This is a genomic window from Zemynaea arenosa, assembly GCF_004614185.1.
Lineage (GTDB): Bacteria > Pseudomonadota > Gammaproteobacteria > Burkholderiales > Burkholderiaceae_D > Telluria > Telluria arenosa.
On record NZ_SPVF01000029.1, the window covers coordinates 1 to 20,735 of the forward strand.

At 67.9% G+C, this 20,735-nt stretch carries 20 protein-coding genes; 9 read left to right on the forward strand and 11 right to left on the reverse strand.

Going from position 1 to position 20,735, the window contains the following annotated elements:
• Positions 1 to 733, forward strand: a 733-nt coding sequence (locus E4L96_RS01910) for a DMT family transporter (RefSeq protein WP_135205551.1), incomplete at its 5' end; no start/stop codon positions are given.
• Here the strand turns inward: E4L96_RS01910 and E4L96_RS01915 are convergent.
• Complete coding sequence (locus tag E4L96_RS01915) at positions 693 to 1,220, reverse strand: DNA-deoxyinosine glycosylase (protein ID WP_135205552.1); 528 nt, start codon at positions 1,218 to 1,220, stop codon at positions 693 to 695. The genes E4L96_RS01910 and E4L96_RS01915 overlap by 41 nt on opposite strands.
• Before the next feature lie 33 nt (positions 1,221 to 1,253).
• Between E4L96_RS01915 and E4L96_RS01920 the strand changes: the two genes are divergently transcribed.
• From E4L96_RS01920 to E4L96_RS01940, 5 genes are all read left to right on the forward strand, one after another.
• On the forward strand, positions 1,254 to 1,997 hold the full coding sequence (locus E4L96_RS01920) for a glucose 1-dehydrogenase (RefSeq protein ID WP_135205553.1): 744 nt from the start codon (positions 1,254 to 1,256) through the stop codon (positions 1,995 to 1,997).
• A 56-nt stretch (positions 1,998 to 2,053) separates the two neighbouring features.
• The gene (locus E4L96_RS01925; RefSeq protein ID WP_135205554.1) at positions 2,054 to 2,482 is read left to right on the forward strand and encodes an Mpo1 family 2-hydroxy fatty acid dioxygenase; all 429 of its coding nucleotides are present in this window, start codon (positions 2,054 to 2,056) and stop codon (positions 2,480 to 2,482) included.
• A 93-nt stretch (positions 2,483 to 2,575) separates the two neighbouring features.
• The gene (locus E4L96_RS01930; protein ID WP_135205555.1) at positions 2,576 to 3,034 is read left to right on the forward strand and encodes an outer membrane lipoprotein; all 459 of its coding nucleotides are present in this window, start codon (positions 2,576 to 2,578) and stop codon (positions 3,032 to 3,034) included.
• A gap of 125 nt (positions 3,035 to 3,159) precedes the next feature.
• On the forward strand, positions 3,160 to 4,095 hold the full coding sequence (locus tag E4L96_RS01935; protein WP_135205556.1) for a DMT family transporter: 936 nt from the start codon (positions 3,160 to 3,162) through the stop codon (positions 4,093 to 4,095).
• A complete protein-coding gene (locus tag E4L96_RS01940; RefSeq protein WP_135205557.1) occupies positions 4,092 to 4,583 on the forward strand; it encodes a GNAT family N-acetyltransferase in 492 nt (163 codons plus the stop codon). Before E4L96_RS01935 ends, E4L96_RS01940 begins: the two co-directional genes overlap by 4 nt.
• Positions 4,584 to 4,799: 216 nt before the next feature.
• Here E4L96_RS01940 and E4L96_RS01945 read toward each other — a convergent pair whose 3' ends face one another.
• The 7 genes from E4L96_RS01945 to hutU are packed head-to-tail and all read right to left on the reverse strand — an operon-like array spanning position 4,800 to position 13,591.
• Entirely contained in the window at positions 4,800 to 6,341 is a 1,542-nt protein-coding gene (locus E4L96_RS01945; RefSeq protein WP_229414185.1) for a glycine betaine ABC transporter substrate-binding protein, read from the reverse strand.
• 18 nt (positions 6,342 to 6,359) lie between these two features.
• A complete protein-coding gene (hutI, locus tag E4L96_RS01950) occupies positions 6,360 to 7,577 on the reverse strand; it encodes an imidazolonepropionase (protein WP_370660718.1) in 1,218 nt (405 codons plus the stop codon).
• A 5-nt stretch (positions 7,578 to 7,582) separates the two neighbouring features.
• Positions 7,583 to 8,164: a HutD/Ves family protein gene (locus E4L96_RS01955; RefSeq protein ID WP_135205559.1), complete on the reverse strand. Its 582-nt coding sequence runs from the start codon at positions 8,162 to 8,164 to the stop codon at positions 7,583 to 7,585.
• Positions 8,165 to 8,174: 10 nt separating this feature from the next.
• Positions 8,175 to 9,542, reverse strand: a complete 1,368-nt coding sequence (locus E4L96_RS01960) for a formimidoylglutamate deiminase (RefSeq protein ID WP_135205560.1) — start codon at positions 9,540 to 9,542, stop codon at positions 8,175 to 8,177.
• A complete protein-coding gene (gene hutG, locus E4L96_RS01965; protein WP_135205561.1) occupies positions 9,539 to 10,327 on the reverse strand; it encodes an N-formylglutamate deformylase in 789 nt (262 codons plus the stop codon). Before hutG ends, E4L96_RS01960 begins: the two co-directional genes overlap by 4 nt.
• Before the next feature lie 11 nt (positions 10,328 to 10,338).
• Positions 10,339 to 11,871, reverse strand: a complete 1,533-nt coding sequence (gene hutH, locus E4L96_RS01970) for a histidine ammonia-lyase (protein WP_135205562.1) — start codon at positions 11,869 to 11,871, stop codon at positions 10,339 to 10,341.
• A 16-nt stretch (positions 11,872 to 11,887) separates the two neighbouring features.
• Entirely contained in the window at positions 11,888 to 13,591 is a 1,704-nt protein-coding gene (hutU, locus tag E4L96_RS01975) for a urocanate hydratase (RefSeq protein ID WP_135205563.1), read from the reverse strand.
• 221 nt (positions 13,592 to 13,812) lie between these two features.
• Here hutU and E4L96_RS01980 point away from each other — a divergent pair, with 221 nt between their 5' ends.
• A complete protein-coding gene (locus E4L96_RS01980; protein WP_229414186.1) occupies positions 13,813 to 14,673 on the forward strand; it encodes a class I SAM-dependent methyltransferase in 861 nt (286 codons plus the stop codon).
• Here the strand turns inward: E4L96_RS01980 and E4L96_RS01985 are convergent, their stop codons facing one another.
• From E4L96_RS01985 to ada, 3 genes are all read right to left on the reverse strand, one after another.
• A complete protein-coding gene (locus E4L96_RS01985) occupies positions 14,674 to 16,335 on the reverse strand; it encodes an amidohydrolase (protein WP_135205564.1) in 1,662 nt (553 codons plus the stop codon).
• 71 nt (positions 16,336 to 16,406) lie between these two features.
• Positions 16,407 to 17,213 carry a 2OG-Fe(II) oxygenase gene (locus E4L96_RS01990; RefSeq protein ID WP_370660719.1) on the reverse strand — a complete coding sequence of 269 codons (807 nt, stop codon included), beginning with the start codon at positions 17,211 to 17,213 and terminating at the stop codon, positions 16,407 to 16,409.
• A 23-nt stretch (positions 17,214 to 17,236) separates the two neighbouring features.
• Complete coding sequence (gene ada / locus E4L96_RS01995) at positions 17,237 to 18,292, reverse strand: bifunctional DNA-binding transcriptional regulator/O6-methylguanine-DNA methyltransferase Ada (RefSeq protein ID WP_135205566.1); 1,056 nt, start codon at positions 18,290 to 18,292, stop codon at positions 17,237 to 17,239.
• Between the two features lie 134 nt (positions 18,293 to 18,426).
• Between ada and hutC the strand changes: the two genes are divergently transcribed.
• Both hutC and E4L96_RS02005 read left to right on the forward strand, forming a co-directional pair.
• Positions 18,427 to 19,146 (forward strand): histidine utilization transcriptional repressor HutC, encoded by a 720-nt coding sequence (gene hutC / locus E4L96_RS02000; RefSeq protein WP_135205567.1) that lies wholly within the window; start codon positions 18,427 to 18,429, stop codon positions 19,144 to 19,146.
• 106 nt (positions 19,147 to 19,252) lie between these two features.
• Positions 19,253 to 20,735: ABC transporter substrate-binding protein (locus E4L96_RS02005; protein WP_167758574.1), on the forward strand; the 1,483-nt coding region annotated here is incomplete at its 3' end.

Sequence of the window (20,735 nt, forward strand, 5' to 3'; positions counted from 1 at the left end):
GGTACCGGCGGCGCGGCCGGTGCTGCGGCGGCACTGGCGGGGCGTGGCGCTCGTCGGGCTGACGAATTCCGCCCTCCCGGCCTTGTGCTTCGGCTACGCGGCCCAGCACATTCCGTCCGGCTCCTCGGCCCTGTTCACCGCCGCGACACCCCTATTCGCGGCCCTCGTCGCGTGGGCGTGGCTCGCGGAGCGGCCCACAGCGCAGCGCTGCGCGGGCCTGGCCCTCGGCTTTTGTGGCGTCGGCTGGCTGGTGTGGGACAAGATCGGCTCCGGCTCAGCAGACGCGCCCCTGGCCGCCGCCGCCTGCCTCCTCGGCGCCGCGCTGTACGGCTTTACCGCCAACTTCACGCGCCGCCATCTCAGCACCGTACCCGCAGCCGCAATGACCGCGGGCAGCCAAACCTGGGCCGCCCTGATGCTGCTACCACCCGCCCTGCTCAACGCTCCATCGCAGCTCCCCTCGACGAGGGCCTGGCTCGCACTCGCTGCGCTGGCCCTGCTGTGCACCGCCCTCGCCTATATCCTGTTCTTCAACCTGATCGCCCGCATCGGCGCAGCGCGCACCACCGCGGTCACCTTCCTGATTCCTGCCTTTGGAGTGCTGTGGGGCGTCCTGTTCCTGCACGAGACGGTAAGCGCTACGATGCTCGGCGGCTGCGCAGTGATCCTCGCCGGGACCGCGCTGATGCAGTTCACCCCTGCAGCGCCGCGCGCAGTACCAGCCACGCGCTGAGCTTCGCCTCGTAGGCCAGCGTGTAGGCCGGACTGCTGGAGGGCAGCGCGACGATACGGTAGCGCTCCGCCTCCGCACCCAGCGCGCGCTGCCCGAGCCGCGCAGCCGTCCCGCCGTTGAACGCGATGGTCGTCAACAGCGGCAGCGAAGAAGCCAGCGCCACGAGATCATTCCCCGTGTGATTGCGAATCCGCGCATCCAGGCTGCCCTCGCGCTGCGCCTCCGCCACCACATCCCACAGCCCCACGCCGCGTTCGAGCAGCGCGGCCAGGCGATCCTCGTAAGCCAGCGGCACGAGATCGACGCCCAGAACCTCCGACATCAGGCGCCAGAACCGGTTCTGCGGGTTCCCGTAATACTGGGCCCGCGCCAGCGACAGCTCGCCGGGCAGGCTGCCCAGCACCAGCACACGGGTACGCGCATCGGCCACCGCATCGAAGCTGCGCTTGCGGGCGGCGGTGGGACCGGACGTCAATGGAGCGGGCATAATGGAGAGTCAAAGCAGAAGGCAGGAGCATAAATGAAAACGATCCTCATCACAGGCGGCGGACGCGGCATCGGCGCCGCCTGCGCGCGGCTGGCGGCGCAGCGCGGCTACGCGGTCGCCATCAACTACCAGTCCAACCGCGCCGCCGCTGACGCGGTGGCCGCAGAGATCCGCGCTGCCGGCGGCCGGGCCATCACCATCGCCGCAGACGTCTCGGACGAAACGGCGGTCGAGCGCATGTTCGCCCGCGTGGACGAAGAATTCGGCCACCTCGATGCGCTGGTCAACAACGCCGGCATCGTCGACCGTGCCGCGCGCGTGGAAGACATGACCGCCGCCCGCATCGACCGGATGATGCGCGTGAACGTGACCGGCGCCTTCCTGTGCGCACGAGAAGCGGTACGCCGCATGTCGAAAGCGCGCGGCGGCCAGGGTGGTGCCATCGTCAACATCTCGTCCAAGGCCGCGCTGCTCGGCTCCCCCAATTCCTACGTGGACTACGCCGCCTCCAAGGCCGCCGTCGAAACCCTGACCATCGGCCTGGCCGCCGAGACGGCGCGCGACGGCATCCGCGTGAACGCCCTGCGCCCCGGCCTGATCGACACCGAGATCCACGCGGTGATGGGCATCCCTGACCGCGTCGCGCGCATGGGCCCCAGCATTCCGATGGGCCGCGCGGGCACGCCGGAAGAGGTGGCGCAAGGCGTCCTGTGGCTGCTCTCCGACGAAGCGGCCTACGTCACCGGCACCTTCCTCGACGTCACCGGCGGCCGTTAAACGGGGCCCAGCGGGGTGTAGAATCGCCAGCACCAGACCACACCCACGGAGACAGCATGCGCGCCATCGACACCCTGCTCGCCCGCTACGAGGAGAGCCACCGCAACCCGACCAATGAAGTCATCCACTTCATCTGCATCCCGGCGATCGTGTTCACGCTCCTCGGCCTGATCTGGGCGGTGCACTGGGTGCTCGCGGTGACGGTGGTGCTGGCCGCGCTGGCCTACTACGTCAAGCTATCGCCGCGCTTTGCGGCGGGGATGGCGCTGCTGTCCGCGATCATGCTGGCGATCCTCGCGCTGCTGCCGCCGGTGGTGATCCTGCCGCTGTCGATCGCGATCTTCGTGCTCGCGTGGACCGGTCAGTTCATCGGCCACAAGATCGAAGGCAAGAAGCCTTCCTTCTTTGAAGACCTGCGCTTCCTGCTGATCGGGCCACTGTTCGTGCTCAGCTTCCTCTACCGCCGCATGCATATTTCTTACTGAGTAGTAACACAAACTTACCTTTTTCCTTTTGGTAACGGCCGCGCTTTGCCGTTATTCTTTCGGCACGTAATCAAAAATAAAGGAGTCGTCCAAATGAAATTCGCCATTGCCCTGACTGCAGTCCTCGCCTTCTCCGCCAGCCTGTCCGGCTGCGTGGTCGCCACCACCTCCGGCAGCACCTACCGCGCCAGCCAGACCCTCAATGAGCAATCGGTGCGCCTCGCGACCGTGGAATCGGTGCGTGAAGTCACCATCGTCAATCCGGAAAGCGGCGTCGGCACCATGGGTGGCGCGGCGATCGGCGGCATCGCCGGTTCCAATGTCGGCGGCGGCAAAGGTTCGGCCGTCGGCGCGATCGCAGGCGCCGTTGCCGGTGGCCTGATCGGCCAGCACATTGAGAACAACGCGAACAAGAAGCGCGGCTTCGAAATCACCGTCAAGCTGGATGACGGTGAACTGCGCGCCATTACCCAGGAAGCGGACGAGATGTTCCGCCCGGGCGAACGGGTGCGCCTGCTGTCCAACGGCCGCACCACGCGCGTCACGCACTAAGCACCAAGCTTCAAGCGTCATCCGATCACGGGGCCGGGCTGCATGCCTGGCCCCGTATCGTTTACTGCCCCGGCATTTCGCAGGCACCTCCGGCGCCGAATCCGGAATGCCCATATACTTTCTGGATGTCTTCCCCCCTGCTCTTCGCCATCGCCTCTTTGATATGGGGCTCCACCTTCTGGGCCATCACGCTCCAACTCGGAGACGTGCCGCCCGCAGTCTCGGTCGTATACCGCTTCGCGCTCGCCTCGGTGACGATCTTCGCGTACTGCCTGGTGCGCGGCGGGGGCCTGCGCCTGCCGTGGCGCACGCAGAAATGGACCCTGCTGCAGGGCTTCTGCACCTTCTGCCTCTCCTACGTGTGCACCTACAACGCGGAGCAGTACCTGGTCTCGGCTTTGGTCGCCGTGCTGTTCGCACTGATGGTGTTCTGGAATCCGATCTTCAACCGCATGGCCTTCCGCACCGCGATCACCTGGCGCACCTGGGGCGCGGGCGCGGTCGCCATGGCCGGTGTGACGCTGCTGTTCTGGGACTCGATCGCCACGGCCTGGCATGACATCCAGGCCGGTGGCAATGGGCGCTTCCTGTTCGGGCTCGCGCTGGCGCTCACGGCGACTCTCGCCAGCTCCGCCGGGAACGTCGTCGTGGTCAAGGTGCGCGAGCACTCGCAGGACGTGATGCTGACCATGGGCTGGTCCATGTTCTGGGGAACGTGCTTCGTCGCGGCCTTCTGCCTGCTCACGGGGCAGCCCTTCATCGTCGCCTCCACGGTGCGCTACTGGGCGGGGCTGGCCTACCTGTCGATCTTCGGTTCCGTGATCGCCTTCTTCGCCTATTTCACGCTGATCGCGCGCATCGGATCGCAGAAGGCGGTGTACATCGGCGTGATCACGCCGGTGATCTCGGTGCTGCTGTCGATCCGGCTGGAACACTACCGGCCGGGGCCCCTCGAGTGGCTCGGCATGGTATTGTGCCTGTCCAGCGTCGCCTGGGCGGTCCGCACGCCGGCGCCCAAGGCCGCACCGATTATCTTGAACCCGCAACCTGACATTTCATGAGCAAAGCCTTCACCATCCGCCCGGCCGAACCGGCCGATATCTCCCACATCTACGACATGATCGTGGAGCTGGCCGTGTTCGAGAAGCTCGAACACCTGGTCGTCGCCACCGAAGCCCTGCTGCACGAGGGCCTGTTCGGTGACAAGCCGTCGTGCGAGGCAATCGTGGGGGTGGAAGGCGACGAGGTGGTGACCTTTGCACTGTTCTTCCATAACTTCTCGACCTTCCTGACCCGCAAAGGGCTGTACCTGGAAGACCTGTACGTGAAGCAGGCGCACCGCGGCAAGGGCTATGGCCGTGCCATGCTGGTGGAGCTGGCGCGCATCGCCGTGGAACGCAACTGCGGCCGCTTCGAATGGTCGGTCCTGGACTGGAACGAGAACGCGATCCGCTTTTACGAAGGCATGGGCGCGGCCATCCTGCCCGACTGGCGCATCTGCCGCGTCACCGGCGACGCGCTCACGCAGCTGGCCAGCGCCAACCGCTGAAATCCCCGATCTGAATGCGCAATAAAAAACCCACGGCGTTGCGGCGCCGTGGGTGAACCCATTGTCTTAATGGGGAGGGGAGACTTGAATCAACACCCCGACTTTAGCGCAGGTGCCGATCACATATTGTCCGATTTACACTTGGTTACTGCGTTTGCATAAACTTAACCGGTTGCGGACGGGCCCGGTTTGAGGAATATCAAACTTGAGCGCACTCTACCGCTGGCGGGTGGCGTGGCGTTCGGCCAGGTCGAAGGCGAATTGAGTCAGCAAGGCGAGGACGGCGGCGGGGATCGCACCGGCGAGCATCAGCTGGTGGTCATTGAGGGCGAGGCCGGTCGTGATCCGCTCGCCGTAGCCCCCGGCGCCGATGAAGGCGGCGATGGTCGCGGTGCCCACGCTCATGACCGCAGCGGTTTTCACGCCGGCCAGCATCACCGGCGCTGCAAGCGGGAGTTCGATGTGCCACAGGCGCTGGGCGGGTGAGAGTCCCAGCGCGGCGGCGGCGGTCTTCAGGCCCTGCGGGACTTGCAGGAGGCCGGTGCAGGTGTTGCGGACGATGGGCAGCAAGGCATAAGTGAACAGGGCGGCCAGGGCGGGGATGGTGCCGATCGCGCCGAGCAAGGGGATCAACATCGCGAGCAGCGCGAGCGAAGGCACGGTTTGCAGGATGCCGACAGCGGCCAGCACGGACTGCCTTAACCGCGGCCACGCGGCGGCGGCTACCCCCAGCGGGATGCCGATGGCGCAGGCCAGCAGCACGGAGACGCCGACCAGCAGCACGTGCTGCCGCGTGAGGCGCCACAAGTCCGCATTGAACATCCGCGGCCACAGCCCGGTGCCATCGGCGTCGCGGCCCGCCGCCTGCGCGACGGCGGCGGGACGCGAGGAGAGCGGAGCAGCCGGAGTCGCGGTGTGCGGCGTGGAGGCGCGGCGGGCCAGCCAGTCGTGGGCGATGGCAGGGAAGGCGCGGTGGCTGATCTCGGCCTCGGCGTTCAGCGCGATCATGTCCGGCTCGCGGATGCCGCCTTCGAGGCCTTTGATGGCTTGCCAGGCGGCGGGGAAGCGCGCCGGCACATCCAGCCGGTACAGCAGCACGGCGTCGTAGCGCGGGAAGTAGGCCTTGTCGTCGGCCAGAACGCGCAGGCCATAGGCGGCGATCTTGGCGTCGGTCGAATAGATGTCGATGACATCGACCTGCCCTGCCCGCAGCGCCTCATAGGCGATCCCATGATCCAGCCCGCGCGGCGTGGCCGTGATCCCATACCTGCGCGCCAGCCCGGCCCACCCATCCGCGCGCCCAATGAACTCATGCGAGAGGCCATACCGCAGCCCCGGATGCCGCGCCAGTTCCGACAGCGACCGCACCGCGGCGTCACCCTTCACCGCCAGCGCATAGGTGTTGTTGAACCCGAGCGGCACCGCCATCCCCAGCCCCATCTCCCGCAAGCGCACCCGCATGGCATCAAGGCTGGATGGTTCCTTGTGACCGAGGATTTCGAGATCGATGGTGCCGGTGTACTCCGGGTACACGTCGATGGCGCCGGAGGTCAGCGCCTCCAGCACGATGGCCGTATTCCCCAAGCCCTGCAGATGGCGCGCTGGCGTGCCGCTGGCCACGGCGGTCTGCGTGACGATCTCGCCCAGGATGTACGACTCCGTGAAGCGCTTGGACCCGACCCGCAGCGGTTCGGCAGCCGAAGCACCGGCCACGAACGGAACGCACAGCAGGAACAGGACGATCAGACGATGAATCAAGCGCGCTCCCCGGGATGGTCACCCGGACAAGCTTACCATCGGCGCGCGCAGCACGCCGTTGTTGACCACCGCCTGGCAGGGATTGAAGCCGATGGCATACGCGAGGTCCGCCGGGCGGGCGATGCGCCACAGGGCCAGGTCGGCGCGCTTGCCGACTTCCAGGGTGCCGATGTCGTTATGGCGCCCGAGCGCGCGCGCGGCGTGGACCGTGGCGCCGGCCAGCGCCTCCTGCGGCGTGAGGCGCCACAGGGTGCAAGCCATGTTCATCGCCAGCAGCAGGGATGTCATCGGCGACGTGCCGGGGTTGGAGTCGGTGGCGACGGCCATCGGCACGCCAGCTTCGCGCAGCGCGGCGATGGGCGGCGGCGTGGTGTCGCGCAGGAAGTAGTAGGCGCCGGGGAGCAGCACCGCCACGGTTCCGGCGCGGGCCATGGCGGCGATGCCCGCAGGCGTCAGGTGTTCGAGATGGTCCGCCGAGAGGCCGCCGAATTCGGCCACCAGCGCGGCGCCGCCCTGGTCCGAGAGCTGTTCGGCGTGCAGCTTGACTGGCAGGGCGCGGGCGCGGGCGGCTTCGAAGACGCGGCGCGTTTGCGCGGGAGTGAAGCCGATCCGCTCGCAGAAGACGTCCACCGCATCGGCGTCAGTGCGGGCGATCATGTCGCAGACGGTAGCGATGTAGTCGTCGGCACGGCCCGCGAACTCGGGCGGCAGGGCGTGGGCGCCGAGGAAGGTCGTGGCCACGTTCACGGGCAACGTTGCGGCGACGCGGCGGGCAACGCGCAGCATTTTCGCTTCGGTCGATTCATCCAGGCCGTAGCCGGATTTGATTTCGAGGGTGGTGACGCCTTCGGCCAGCAGGGCGGCCACGCGGGGCAGGCTTTGCGCCAGCAGTTCATCTTCGCTGGCGGCGCGCGTGGCGCGGACAGTGGACATGATGCCTCCGCCGGCGCGGGCGATGTCTTCGTAGGTGGCGCCGTTCAGGCGCGATTCGAATTCGTCGCTGCGGTTGCCCGCGTGGACGATGTGCGTATGGCAGTCGATCAGTCCCGGCGTCATCCACATGCCGCCGCAATCGTGCACCCGCTGCGCCGCCGGCGCACCCGAACGCGGACCTATCCACGAGATGCGCCCGCCGCTCACCGCCAGCGCCGCATCGCGAAGCTCACCGTAGCTGCCAGCGTGGTCCCCCGGTGCCATCGTGGCCAGGTTCACATTGGTAAACAGCAGTTCGTGCATCGCCATCAGCGGTAGTAAAAATCGACCACGAACACCGTCGCCTCGCGCGCATCCAAAGTCCACCGCGCCCCCGGCTCCATCACCACCGTATCAAACCGCACCAGCGGCATCCGCTCGCTCCCGTTGCGCAGCTCCAGATAGTCCCCTTGCGCCATGAAGAGCACCGTCGCATCTCCGCGCGGCGCGAATTCGGACTCGCCATCCAGCACCCGCCGCCCGAACTGATGCGAACATACCGCCCGCCGGCTCATCACGTTGAAATCCCGCGTCGGCCCATCCACCAGCGTGGCCTGGATGCGCGCCTCGCCCGGAAACTCGTACACCTGATTGAACTCGTCGACCACGCCCTTGCCGTCGCCCTCGATTTCGAGCAGCACGCCCTTGCCCTCCACCAGCGCCAAAGTGCGGTCCACGCCGTCGAACAGCGAGAACGGCCCATCCTGCCCGATGGTGGCCAGGCTGATACGCCAGTCGAAGTCCTCGAACGCCGCGCCGCGCGGCGCCATCGCGATGTTGACGGTGCTGCCGCCGCCGTTCTTCCACAGCGACGCCTCCAGGCTGGCATACGGGATCAATCGGGTATTCACGTGGCTCTCCTTACGAAGGTATCCGCCGCAGTTCGTCGATGGTCTGCCGGAAGCGCTGCGCGATCACATCCTGCGCACTATGGACACCGCGCCGTACCAGCCAGTTCCCGCCCACCAGCACATCCCGCACCAGATTGTCGTTGCCGCTGAAAATGAGCGTGCCTAGGATAGCGTCTTTCGCGGTTCCGTAGAGATTCGGATGCTCCGCGTCCAGCACCAGCAGGTCGGCCCGGCGCCCGCTTTCCAGCGCGCCGACCGGCCGCCCGGACGCCCGCGCGCCCCCTTCCAGCGCCGCGCGCCACAGAAAGTCGCCCACCTGCCGCTCGCCCGCCGTGCAGGCGATATTGCGCCGCTGATGCTGCAAACGCTGGCCGTATTCCAGCCAGCGCAGCTCCTCAATGGGGCTTTGCGACACGTGGCTGTCGCTGCCGATGCCGAAGTAGCCGCCTTCGCTCAGGTAGGGCGCGAGCGGGAACAGGCCATCGCCGAGGTTTGCCTCCGTGGTCGGGCACAGCCCCACCACGGCGCCGCTGCGGGCGATATCGTCCACTTCGTCCGGGCTCAGATGCGTGGCGTGCACCAGGCACCAGCGCCGGTCGATGCCGATTTCGTCCAGCAGGTAACGCACGGGGCGCTTCCCGCTGTAGGCCAGGCTCTGTTCGACCTCCCCCTGCTGCTCGGCGATATGGATGTGCACCGGCCGGTTCTTCGGGACCGTTTGCAGGACCCGGAGGATCTCGGCCGCCGATGCCGCCCGCAGCGAGTGCGGCGCCACGCCCACTTCCACGCGGGCGCTGCGCAGCGGCTCCAGCGCGTCGATGATGCGCAGGATGTCGCGCGCGTCGGTGCGAAAGCGCAGCTGTTCCTGTTTGAGTGGCTGCTCGCCGAAGCCCGAATGGGTGTACAGCACCGGCAGCATGGTCATGCCGATGCCCGCCAGCGCCGCCGCCGCGATCACGCGCTCCGCCGTCTCGGCGGGCGGCGTGTACATCTCGCCATTCGGGTCGCGGTGGATGTAGTGGAACTCGCACACGGACGTGTACCCGTGGCGCAGGCATTCCACGTACAGCTGCGCGGCGATGGATTCCATCTGCAGCGGTGTGATGTGGCGCGCGAAGCGGTACATCAATTCGCGCCAGGTCCAGAAGCTGTCCGGCGAATCGCCACCCTTTTCCGTAAGCCCCGCCAGCGCACGCTGGAAGGCGTGCGAATGCAGGTTGACCATGCCGGGGACGACCAGCTGCGCGCTTTCGTCCGCGTCCTCGGCGCGCGCGTTCGGCGTCGCCGTGGTCAGGGTGCCGTTGGCGTCCCACTCCAGCAGCACGTCATCGCACCAGCCCTGCGGGAGAAAGGCGTGGCGCGCGAACAGGGACGTCATGCGCGCACCCACTCCAGCGCCGCGCCGGTGAGGTCGCGCAGCAGCGGCTGGATCTCGCTGGCGCGGTCCGGCCGGTAGCCGAACGGCGAGTCCTCGTCCATGTACGCGCACTGGCACATCTCGAGCTGGATCGCGTGCACGCCCTGCGCGGGCTGGCCATACTGGCGCGTGATGTAGCCGCCCTTGAAGCGGCCGTTGACCGCCACCGTGTAGCGGCCCTGCGCGTGCGCCACGCGCGTGACCGCATCCTGCATCGCCGGGTCGCAGGAGCGGCTCTCGGCGGTGCCGAAGTTCAAGTCCGGCAGCTTGCCCTCGAAGAAGCGCGGGCACACGGACATGATCGAATGCGCCTCCCACAGCACCACCTTGCCGTGCAGCGCCAGCAGGCGGTCCAGCTCCGCGCGCAGCTGGCGGTGGTAGGGCTGCCAGTAGCGCGCCAGCCGGTCCTGCACGGCGCTCGGGTCGGGCGCCATGCCGTCCTGGTAGAGCGGGTCGCGGCAGAAGGTGTCGACCGGGCACAGGCCCGTGGTGTCCATGCCGGGATAAAGGTTGGTGTCCTCCGGCGGGCGATTCAGGTCGATCACGTAGCGCGACCAGTGCGCGGCCAAGGTGGATGCACCCGTCTCGTCCAGAAAGTCGTACAGCTCGCGCAGGTGCCAGTCGGTGTCCCGCACGCGCAGCGCAGCCTCGGTCATGCTGGCGGCGATGTCCGGCGGGATCGCGGTGCCCACGTGGGGCATCGAGACCAGCAGCGGTGCGCTTCCTGCCTTGAAGTGGTAGTCCATGGGCCTTATCCCTATGCGTACAGCGGCGCGAACAGCCCCTTGCACTCGGCGCTCAGTTCTCCATCCAGCACCATGCGCTTGGCGATCTCGATGTCGGGCGCGAAGTGGCGGTCGACATCGAAGAACGGCACCTTGGCGCGCAGCGCGTTGTACACGTGCTCCAGGTGCGCGGACGATGTGAGCGGCCGGTGGAAATCGATGCCCTGTGCGGCCGCCAGCAGCTCGATGCCGACGATGACCGCGGTATTGTGCGCCATCTCATGCAAACGGCGCGCCGCGAAGGTGGCCATGCTGACGTGGTCCTCCTGGTTGGCCGACGTGGGCAGGCTGTCCACCGACGCCGGATGCGCGAGCGACTTGTTCTCGGAGGCCAGCGCCGCCGCCGTCACGTGCGCGATCATGAAGCCGGAGTTCACGCCCGGCTCGCGCACCAGGAAGGGCGGCAAACCTGAAAGCGTGGCGTCAATGAGCAGCGCGATACGGCGCTCGGCCAGGCCGCCGATCTCGGCGATCGCCAGCGCCAGCGTGTCCGCCGCAAAGGCCACCGGCTCGGCGTGGAAGTTACCACCCGAGATGATGTCGCCGGTCTCGGGAAAGATCAGTGGGTTGTCGGTGACAGCGTTCGCTTCGATCAGCAAGGTGCGCGAGACGTTGGCGATGATGTCCATGACGGCGCCCATGACCTGCGGCTGGCAGCGCAGCGAGTATGGGTCCTGCACCCGTTCGTCGCCCACCAGATGCGAGGCGCGGATCGCGCTGCCCGCCACCAGCTGGCGGTAGATACCCGCCGCCGCGATCTGGCCGGGCTGGCCGCGCACGGCGTGCACACGCGAGTCGAACGGTGCGTCCGAGCCCTTGGCCGCGTCCAGTGACAGCGCGCCGGAGACCATGCCCGCTTCCAGCAAACGCTCGGCCATGAACAGGCCATGCAGCGCCAGCGCGGTCGAGACCTGGGTGCCGTTGATCAGGGCCAGGCCTTCCTTCGCGGCCAGCACCACCGGCTCGATCCCGGCCTGCTTGAGCGCCGCAGCTGCGGGCATCAGGCGCCCTTCCACGCGCACGTCGCCGACGCCCAGCATGGCGAGCGTCATGTGGGCCAGCGGCGCCAGGTCGCCCGAGGCGCCGACCGAACCCTTGGCCGGAATCGCCGGCATGATGCCCGCGTTGTACAGAGCCACCAGCGTATCCACGATCAGCGGGCGTACGCCGGAGAAGCCGCGCGCCAAGCTGCCGATCTTGGTCAGCAGGACCAGGCGCACTGTCTGGTCGGTCATCAGGTCACCGGTGCCGACGGCGTGGGACAGGATCAGGTTGCGCTGCAGCTCTTCTAGCTTTTCGTCCGGGATACGGGTCTTGGCCAGCAGGCCGAAGCCGGTGTTGATGCCATAGGCCGGGCCGCCTTTGGCCACGATGGCGTCCACCGCCGCGGCGGAAGCCTTGATGTCGGCATAGGCGGCCGGGTCGAGCTGGATGGGCTGGTGCGCGTTCCAGGCGGAGCGCAGTTGGTGCAGCGACAGGGCGCCGGGTTTCAGGATCATCGTCATCGTTTTGTAGACCGGGTTATTTGATCATCGGGAGCTTCAGCCCGAACTTTTTGGCGCAGGCGATTGCGGTCTCGTAGCCCGCATCCGCATGGCGCATCACGCCACTGGCGCAGTCGTTGACCAGCACGCGCGCCAGGCGCTTCCCGGCGGCCTCGGTGCCATCGGCCACGATCACCACACCCGCATGCTGGGAATAGCCCATGCCGACGCCGCCGCCGTGGTGCAGCGAGACCCAGGTCGCGCCACCGGCGGTGTTGAGCATCGCGTTCAGCAGCGGCCAGTCGGAGACGGCATCGGTCCCGTCGCGCATCGCTTCGGTCTCGCGGTTGGGGCTCGCGACAGAGCCGGTGTCCAGGTGGTCGCGGCCGATCACGATCGGCGCCTTCAGCTCACCGGTGCGCACCATCTCGTTGAAGGCCAGGCCCGCGATATGGCGCTCGCCGAGGCCCAGCCAGCAGATCCGCGCGGGCAGGCCCTGGAAGGCGATGCGTTCGCGCGCCATGTCCAGCCAGCGGTGCACGCGCGCGTCCTGCGGGAACAGCTCCTTGATCTTGGCGTCGGTCTTGTAGATGTCCTCCGGGTCGCCGGACAGGGCCACCCAGCGGAACGGGCCGCGGCCTTCGCAGAACTGCGGGCGGATGTAGGCAGGCACGAAGCCGGGGAAGTCGAAGGCGTTCTTGACGCCGTGGTCCAGCGCCACCTGGCGGATATTGTTCCCGTAATCGACAGCCTTCGCGCCGAGGGCCTGCAGGTCCAGGATGGCCTGCACATGGCGGGCCGCCGATTGCGCAGCGGCTTCCTTGAGGCGCGCGTGCTGCGCCGGATCCTGCTGCGCGGCCTTCCACTCTTCCACCGTCCAGCCCTGCGGCAGGTAGCCGTTGATCAGGTCATGGGCCGAGGTCTGATCGGTGACGAGGTCCGGTTTGATGCCGCCTGCACGGGCACGGCGCACCAGCTCCGGTAATACGTCCGCCGCATTACCGAGCAAACCGATCGACACTGCTTCTGCGCGTGACGTATGATCCTTGATCAGCTCCAGGGCGTGATCGAGATCGCGCGCCTGCTTGTCCAGGTAGCGGGTGCGCAGGCGGAAGTCGATGCTCGACTGCTGGCATTCCACCGTCAGCGACACCGCGCCTGCGAAGGTCGCGGCCAGCGGCTGCGCGCCGCCCATGCCGCCCAGGCCCGCGGTCAGGATCCAGCGCCCGCCCCAGTCACCGCCGAAGTGCTGGCGGCCCGCCTCGGCAAAGGTCTCGTAGGTGCCCTGCACGATGCCCTGGGTGCCGATGTAGATCCAGCTCCCCGCGGTCATCTGCCCGAACATGAAGAGGCCCTTGCGATCGAGCTCATTAAAGTGCTCCCAGGTGGCCCACTTGGGCACCAGGTTGGAGTTCGCAAGCAGTACGCGCGGCGCATCGGCATGGGTCTGGAACACGCCGACCGGCTTCCCGGACTGGATCAACAGGGTCTGGTCGTCCTCGAGCTGGCGCAGCGACTCGAGAATCGCGTCGTAGCATTCCCAGTTGCGCGCCGCGCGGCCGATGCCGCCGTAGACCACCAGGTGCTTCGGGTTCTCGGCCACTTCCGCATCGAGATTATTCTGGATCATGCGGTAGGCGGCTTCGGTCAGCCAACTTTTGCAGTGCAGCTCCGGGCCACGCGGCGCGCGGATCTCGCGGCTGGCGTCGTAGCGGGGATCGTGGTCGAGACTCGTGGTCATGGCGGCTCCTCGGGGGTGAATTGCCGGTCAGTCTAAGGTTGTCTATACAACCAAGTCAAATACTTTTTGCAAGAGATTAGCACCCTGCGCGGGCTCCCGGAGGCCGCCCCGGAAAGGCCCCACGAGCGGGGTGGTGTGCGGCCTCCCGGTGCACAGGCCTTGAGCCGCCGCGCTGGCCCATGCTAAGGTGGCAAACTTGCTGGCTAATCAATGGAGACGAGATGAACCAAGCCGCTGACCGCTGTGTGGTGTGCGATGGCGCCATGCGCGCGGGGATGAAGCCGTGGCACGCAGTGTGCACCGGCTGCGCCTACGAGCAGGCCGCGCTGGAACCGGTCATCAACGATCCGCACGCGCACGCCAACATGGACGAGGCGGAGCGCGAGACGGCCCTGCGCGCGATCCGCCAGGAGAACTTTGCGGAGATCCTGCAGCACCTGGCCACCCTGGTGGCGCCGGGCGGCCGGCTGCTGGACGTGGGATGCGCGCACGGCTGGTTCCTGGAGGCGGCCTCCAACCAGTACCAGGTGCTCGGCATCGAGCCGGATGAAGCGGTGGCCGGCCGCACCAGCGCGCGCGGGCTGCCGGTGCGCTGTGGCTTCTTCCCCAACGTGCTGGCGGACGACGAACGCTTCGATGTCATCGTCTTCAACGACGTGCTGGAACACATTCCGGATGTGCGCGCGGCGGTCGATGCCTGCCACCGGCATCTCAACCCGAACGGGGTGCTGGTCCTGAACCTGCCGAACAGCGGCGGGTTCTTTTACCGGCTGTCCAAGGTGCTGGCGCGCGCCGGGGTGGCCGGGCCGTTCGAGCGGCTGTGGCAGAAGGACCTGCCGTCGCCGCACGTTCACTACTTCAACCCGGCCAATCTCTCGCGCCTGATCGAGCGGCATGGCTTCCGAAGCGAACGTGCCTTCCAGCTCCCGGCGATCCGCGCCAATGGGCTGTATGAGCGCATCCACTACGTCAACCGCAACCGGCTCACGGCCTCGGTGCAGTACCTCGGCGTGGCCGGCACGCTGCCCTTCCTCAAGCTGTTCCCGAGCGATATCGTGGTGGGAATGTATCGCAAAAAGTGATTACTGCTTTGCGTAGACCTGGCGTCCCGCGACCCAGGTCTGCAGCACCTGCGTCTTGTAGATATCGTAGGTCGGCATCGTGAACAGATCGCGGTCGATCACGATGAAGTCCGCCCATTTGCCCGGCTCCAGCGAGCCAAGCACCTTCTCCTGGTGCGCCGCATACGCCCCGTTCAAGGTGAAGCAGCGAAACGCCTCCTTCAGCGACATCGCCTGGTTCGGGTACCAGCCCGCCACCGGCTTGTTTTCGTGGTCCTCGCGCGTCACCGCCGCGTGCAGGCCGTAGAACGGGTTCGGCGACTCCACCGGGAAGTCGGAGCCGCACGCGATCTTCGAACCCTGGTGCAGGAAGCTGCGCCACGCATACGCGCCCTTGATGCGCTCATGGCCCACGCGGGTCTCGGCCATGTTCATGTCCGACGTAGCGTGGGTCGGCTGCATGGACGGGATGATGCCGAGCGTCTTGAAGCGCGGGATGTCCTGCGGCTGCACGATCTGCGAGTGCTCGATGCGGTTGCGCAGGCCGTCCGTATGCCACTTCGGCATCAGCTTCGCGAAGCCATCGAGGATCTGCTTGTTGCCCGCGTCGCCGATGGCGTGCACGTTGACCTGGTAGCCCTTCTTCATCGCCTTTTCCATCGCGGCCCGGATCTGTGCGTCGGTGCGGAACAGCAGGCCGTGGGTGTGCGGCTCATCGCTATATGGCTTGATCAGTGCCGCGCCGCGGCTGCCCAGGGCTCCGTCGGCATACAGTTTCACGGCACGCAGGGCGTACATGTCGTTGGCGTAGGTGTTCAGCGGGCCTTTCACCGCGAGTTCATCGAAGTCCCTCTCGGTCCCGCTGATCATGCCGTACACGCGCGCGGTCAGCTTGCCGTGGTCCGCGTAGTCGCGATACAGCCTGTCCTGGCCAACGCCGATCCCGGCATCGTGGACGCTGGTCAGGCCGACGCGCGCCATCTCGGCCAGGGCCTTGTCGAGGATCTGGCGGGCCTGCGCTTCGGTGGGCTGGGGAAGCTTGCGCTCGACCAGCTCCTGCGCCGCGTCCACCAGCACGCCGGTGGCGTGGCCGTTCGCATCGCGCATGATCTTGCCACCCACCGGGTCCGGCGTCTTGTCGTCGATGCCTGCCAGCTGAAGCGTTTTGGTGTTGGCCCAGCCGGCGTGGCCGTCCACGCGCTTGAGCCACACCGGGCGGTCGCTCACGACGCCATCCAGCTCCTGCGCGGTGGGGAAGCGGCCCAGCTTCCAGATCTCCTGGTTCCAGCCACGCCCGATCAGCCAGGGGTTCTGGGCGTTGGCCTTGCTGTAGTTGCCGATGGCCTGCAGCGCGTTTGGCAGAGAGGTGGTGGTGGTCAGGTCCAGGTCCGTCAGCATTTCGCCGAGGCCGAACACGTGGCCGTGGGCGTCGATCAGGCCGGGGATCAGGGTGCGGCCTTGCATGTCCACGTGTTTGGCGCCGGGCGCCTTGGCGGCGACGTCGGCGGCCTTGCCGACCGCGATGATGCGGCCATTGTCATCGATGGCCAGCGACGAGAACTGCACGATCTCGTTATTCGCGTTGAGGGTGTAGCCGTTGGCGTTGTCGATGACGGTGCTCGCGTGGGCCGAGGCGATGGCGGCGGCGGTGGCGGTCAGGGCGAACAGTGGGGCAAGGCGCATGGGGTCTCCATTCTTGGTCTGGTGGGTGAATCCGTGGTGGGATTCGACAGCAAGAACGGAGTGTAGCCTAGCTATTCGGCATCGTGGAAGATGACGCCCAATGTGTGGCGGTGGCCGGAGCGCAGGCGGCTTACGCCGTGGCGCATGTTGACCCGGTAGATGCCGCGCGTGCCGGTCACGGGGCGGTGGAAGACGGGGAAGATCACGGCGTCGCCCTGCTGCAGTGGGACCACCTCGGCGCGGGATTGCATGCGGGGGCGCTGTTCGGTGAGCACGAACTCGCCGCCGGTGAAGTCCTGATCCGGCTGCGAGAGCAGGATCGCGGCTTGCAGGGGGAAGACATGCTCGCCGTAGAGGTCCTGGTGGAGGCAGTTGTAGTCGCCTTCCTGGTAGCGCAGCAGGAGCGGCGTCGGGCGGGTCTGGCCGGCGGCGTGGCAGCGGGCGATGAAGTCCTCGTGCGCGGCGGGGAATCGGGTGGCGATCTCCATCGCGGCGTACCAGCGGTTGGCGATCTGCGCGAGCGGCGGGTAGAGCGTGGCGCGCAGGCGTTGCAGGTGGGCGGGCAGCGGGTAGGCAAAGTACTGGTACTCGCCCTCGCCGAAACCGTGGCGGGCCATGATCACACGGCTGCGGAACAGGTCCGGGCGATCGTAGGCGGCGACGTACTCGCGACAGGCGCGCTCGGACAGCAGGCGCGGAATAACGGCGCAGCCATAGGAGTTGAGATCCTCCTCGACTTGCTGCCAATCGATGCCAGCCAAGCGCGATGAACCATCGGAATGTGTCGAGGCGCGCGGCGGCGGCGCCCCGGCAGCGAGGCCGGGCTGCGGCGCACTGTGTGGGTCGGCCGCGGCTGCGGCGGGACCGGGATGGGGCACGCGGGCTGCCCGTACGGGCGCGCTCACGCCTGGCCCTCGCGGTCAAGCAGGGCGCGCTTGCGTTCGACGCCCCAGCGGTAACCGGAGATGCTGCCGTCCATGCGCACCACGCGGTGGCAGGGAATCGCCACGGCGATCGGATTGGCCGCGCAGGCCCCCGCCACTGCGCGCGCGCCATCGGGCATGCCAAGCCGCTGTGCCAGTTCCGCGTAGCTGACCGTCTCCCCGGCCGGCACCTCGCGCAAGGCCTGCCACACGCGCTGCTGGAAGGCCGTGCCCTGCACATCGAGCGGCAAATCAAGGCCCAGCCGTGGCGCCTCCACCAAGCCGATCACCTGCGCCACGGTCTGCTCGAAGTCCGCGTCCGCCCCGCGCAGCTGCGCCTTGGGGAAGCGATCCTGCAGGTCGCGCGCCAGCGCATCGGGATCGTCGCCCATCAGGATGCAGCAGATCCCCTTCACCGTGCTGGCCACCAGCACCGCGCCCAGCGAACACTCGGCCACCGCGAAGCGGATCACGACGCCCTCCCCGCCCGCACGGTAACGGCGCGGCGTCATGCCCAGGCGCTCATTGGACTCGGCGTAGAACCGCCCGCTGGAGCTGTAGCCCGCCGCGTAGATCGCCTCCGTCACGCTGCCCGCGTCGCCCAGCTCGCGCTGCACCCGCCCCGCGCGGCGCTGCGCCGCATAGGCCTTGGGGGTGATCCCGGTGTGCGCCTTGAACACGCGGTGCAGATGGAACGCCGAGACCCCGCACGCTTGCGCCAGGGTTTCCAGATCGGGCGCCTCCTCGGCCGCATCGAGCACCCGGCAGGCCTGGGCCACCAGCTGCGCGCGGCGCTCCTCCAGGCTCGGGCCGTCCGGCTGGCAGCGCAGGCAGGGACGGAATCCGGCGGCGCGCGCCGCGGCGCCGGTGTCATGGAAGGACACGTTCTCGCGCCGCGCCGGCCGCGCCGGGCAGCTCGGGCGGCAGTACACGCCGGTGGTCCGCACCGCGTACACGAACTGGCCGTCGGCGGCCTTGTCGCGCCGGCACACGGCGTCCCAGCGCGCCGCGTCGCTGGCGTAAGAATCAGTCATCTCGTCTCTCATCGTGCACTCCTTCTCATGGCATGGCGCCATGGTAGGAGAGCGCTGGCAGCCCGGCACTCCAGGTCTTGCTCTCAAATTTCAATGCTAGAATCAGGCGTCCAGCCCCTTACGCGGAGAGTAGTTTGGAAGCACCGGCAGCGCAAGAGAACACCCCCATTTTCCAGCGCATCAAGGATTACCTGCTTGGCGAAATCAACGCCGGCCGCTGGAAAGAAGGCGACGTCATTCCCTCCGAACAGGCGCTGGTGAAGCAGTTCGGCGTCTCGCGCATGACGGTCAACCGCGCGGTGCGCGAGCTCACCGCCGAGCAGGTGCTGACCCGGCGCCAAGGCTCCGGTACCTACGTCGCGCCGCAAAAAGTGCAGGCCACGCTGGTCGAAATCCGCAGCATCGCCGATGAGGTGCGGGCCCGCGGCCACAGCCACCGCAGCGCGCTGCAGGTGCTGGAAAAAGGCCAGGCGGACGACCTGCTCGCCCTGCAGTTCGGGGTCGAGGTCGGTGCGCGGCTGTTCCATTCGGTGATTGTCCACTACGAGAACGACGTGCCGATCCAGGTCGAGGACCGCTGGGTCAACCCGGCCTGCGCGCCGGACTACCTGGAGCAGGACTTCGCCCGCATCACCCCCAACGAATACCTCATCATCGCCGCGCCGCTGCAAGGGGCGACCTACTCGATCGAGGCGCTGGCGCCGCCCGCGGACATCGCCCGCATGCTGGCCATTGATGCCGCCCAGCCCTGCCTGGTCCTGCGCCGCCGGACGCGCGCCTTTGGCCAGACCGCGTCGGCCGTCACCATGTGGCACCCGGGCCACCGCTACCAGTTCGCCGGCAGCGTTGGCTGAGCCTTCCCTTTTGGTTCCGGACGCATGGAACTGCTAGTATGAGAGGGTGTGCGCCCGCCGCGCACTGCCGCGCCGTTGTTGTCGCCCTGCTCACGAAAGGATGTTCTTGCCCGCCGTCCGCCTGACCCGCTTCCGCCTGGCCCGTGGGCTGCGCGTGCGCGCCTGCGTGGCGGCGCTGGCCCTGGCCTGGGGCCTGCCCGCGTGCGCGCTGGACCGGGTGACGGTGCAGCTGAAGTGGAGCCACCAGTTCCAGTTCGCGGCCTTCTATGCGGCGCAGGCGCGCGGCTTCTACAAGGACGCGGGCCTGGAGGTCAATCTGCTGGAACTGCCGCGCGGCGGCGATCCGGCCGCGCCGCTCCTCAACGGCAACGCACAGTACGGCGTGCACAACACCGAGCTGCTGCTGCAGCGCGCGCAAGGCAAGCCGGTGGTGGTGCTGGCCACCCTGTTCCAGCATTCGCCGGCCACGCTGGCGATCCGCCATGGCGAGGACGGCAAGGCCGTGCCGCTGCGCGGCGCCGTCATCATGTTCGCGCCCGAACGGGTGGAGCTGGCGCGCTACCTGCACCGCATCGGCGCGGAGCCCTACAAGCGGGTGGACCCGAGCTTCCATGCCGAGGACCTGGGCAGCGGTCGGATCGACGCAATGGCCGCCTTCTCCACCGACACCCCTTGGGTGCTGCAGCGCGCCCACATCCCGTTCGACATGGTCAGCCCGCGCGCCGCGGGCATCGACTTCTACGGCGACGTCCTGTTCACCACGGAGAGCGAGCTGCGCGAGCATCCCAAGCGCGCGCAGGCCATGCGCGCGGCCACGCTCAAGGGCCTGGTGTACGCGATGGAGCACCCGTACGAGATCGCGGACCTGATCCGCGCCCGCTACCCCGAGCGCCTGAGCCGCGAGCAGCTGCTGTACGAGGCCCAGCACATGGTGCCCCTGCTGGATCTCGCCGTGGTGGAACCGGGCTACATCAACGCCGCGCGCTGGCGCACCATCGCGGACGAATACGCGGCAGCGGGCAAGCTGCCGCACGGGTTCCCGCTCGAAGGCTTTCTGTACCAGGCGCCGGACCCCGACGTCTCGGCGCTGTACGCCAGTGCCATCGCCGTGCTCACCCTGCTGGCCGCGATGGGCGCGGCCCTGTGGCGCTACGCGGGCCTGAAGCGCGCCCTGACTGGCGAACGCGCCGCCGCGCAGGAGGCCAAGCAGCGCCGCATGGATGCCGAGCGGCTGTACGAGTTCGCGCTGGAGAACGCGGGCGAAGGGGCTTGGCGCACCGAGCGTGCGGACGATGGCGTCAGCGCGAAGCTGGTGTTCAGCCCGCGCTACAAGGCCCTGCTGGGCTATGGGCCGGACGAATTCGAGCTCACCTACCCCGAGTGGCTGCGCCACGTGCACCCGGACGACCGCGCCGCCGTGGAGCATGCGCTCGGCCAGCTGCTGCCCGCCCCCGGCCGCCAGCCGGCCGACCGTTTTTCGGTGGAGCTGCGCCTGCGCGGCAAGGACGGCAGCTATGTGCGGGTGCAGGCGCAGGGCATGGTGATGGCCCGCGACAGCGAAGGCCGGCCGCTGCGCAGCGCGGGCAGCC

Coding starts and splice junctions, on each gene's coding strand:
- E4L96_RS01920 (WP_135205553.1), top strand. CDS start 1,254: ATGAAAACGATCCTCATCACAGGCGGCGGACGCGGCATCGGCGCCGCC.
- E4L96_RS01925 (WP_135205554.1), top strand. CDS start 2,054: ATGCGCGCCATCGACACCCTGCTCGCCCGCTACGAGGAGAGCCACCGC.
- E4L96_RS01980 (WP_229414186.1), top strand. CDS start 13,813: ATGAACCAAGCCGCTGACCGCTGTGTGGTGTGCGATGGCGCCATGCGC.
- hutG (WP_135205561.1), bottom strand. CDS start 10,327: ATGGACTACCACTTCAAGGCAGGAAGCGCACCGCTGCTGGTCTCGATG.
- ada (WP_135205566.1), bottom strand. CDS start 18,292: ATGACTGATTCTTACGCCAGCGACGCGGCGCGCTGGGACGCCGTGTGC.
- E4L96_RS01985 (WP_135205564.1), bottom strand. CDS start 16,335: ATGCGCCTTGCCCCACTGTTCGCCCTGACCGCCACCGCCGCCGCCATC.
- E4L96_RS01930 (WP_135205555.1), top strand. CDS start 2,576: ATGAAATTCGCCATTGCCCTGACTGCAGTCCTCGCCTTCTCCGCCAGC.
- hutH (WP_135205562.1), bottom strand. CDS start 11,871: ATGACGATGATCCTGAAACCCGGCGCCCTGTCGCTGCACCAACTGCGC.
- E4L96_RS01915 (WP_135205552.1), bottom strand. CDS start 1,220: ATGCCCGCTCCATTGACGTCCGGTCCCACCGCCGCCCGCAAGCGCAGC.
- E4L96_RS01960 (WP_135205560.1), bottom strand. CDS start 9,542: ATGACGTCCCTGTTCGCGCGCCACGCCTTTCTCCCGCAGGGCTGGTGC.
- hutU (WP_135205563.1), bottom strand. CDS start 13,591: ATGACCACGAGTCTCGACCACGATCCCCGCTACGACGCCAGCCGCGAG.
- hutI (WP_370660718.1), bottom strand. CDS start 7,577: ATGCACGAACTGCTGTTTACCAATGTGAACCTGGCCACGATGGCACCG.
- E4L96_RS01940 (WP_135205557.1), top strand. CDS start 4,092: ATGAGCAAAGCCTTCACCATCCGCCCGGCCGAACCGGCCGATATCTCC.
- E4L96_RS01935 (WP_135205556.1), top strand. CDS start 3,160: ATGTCTTCCCCCCTGCTCTTCGCCATCGCCTCTTTGATATGGGGCTCC.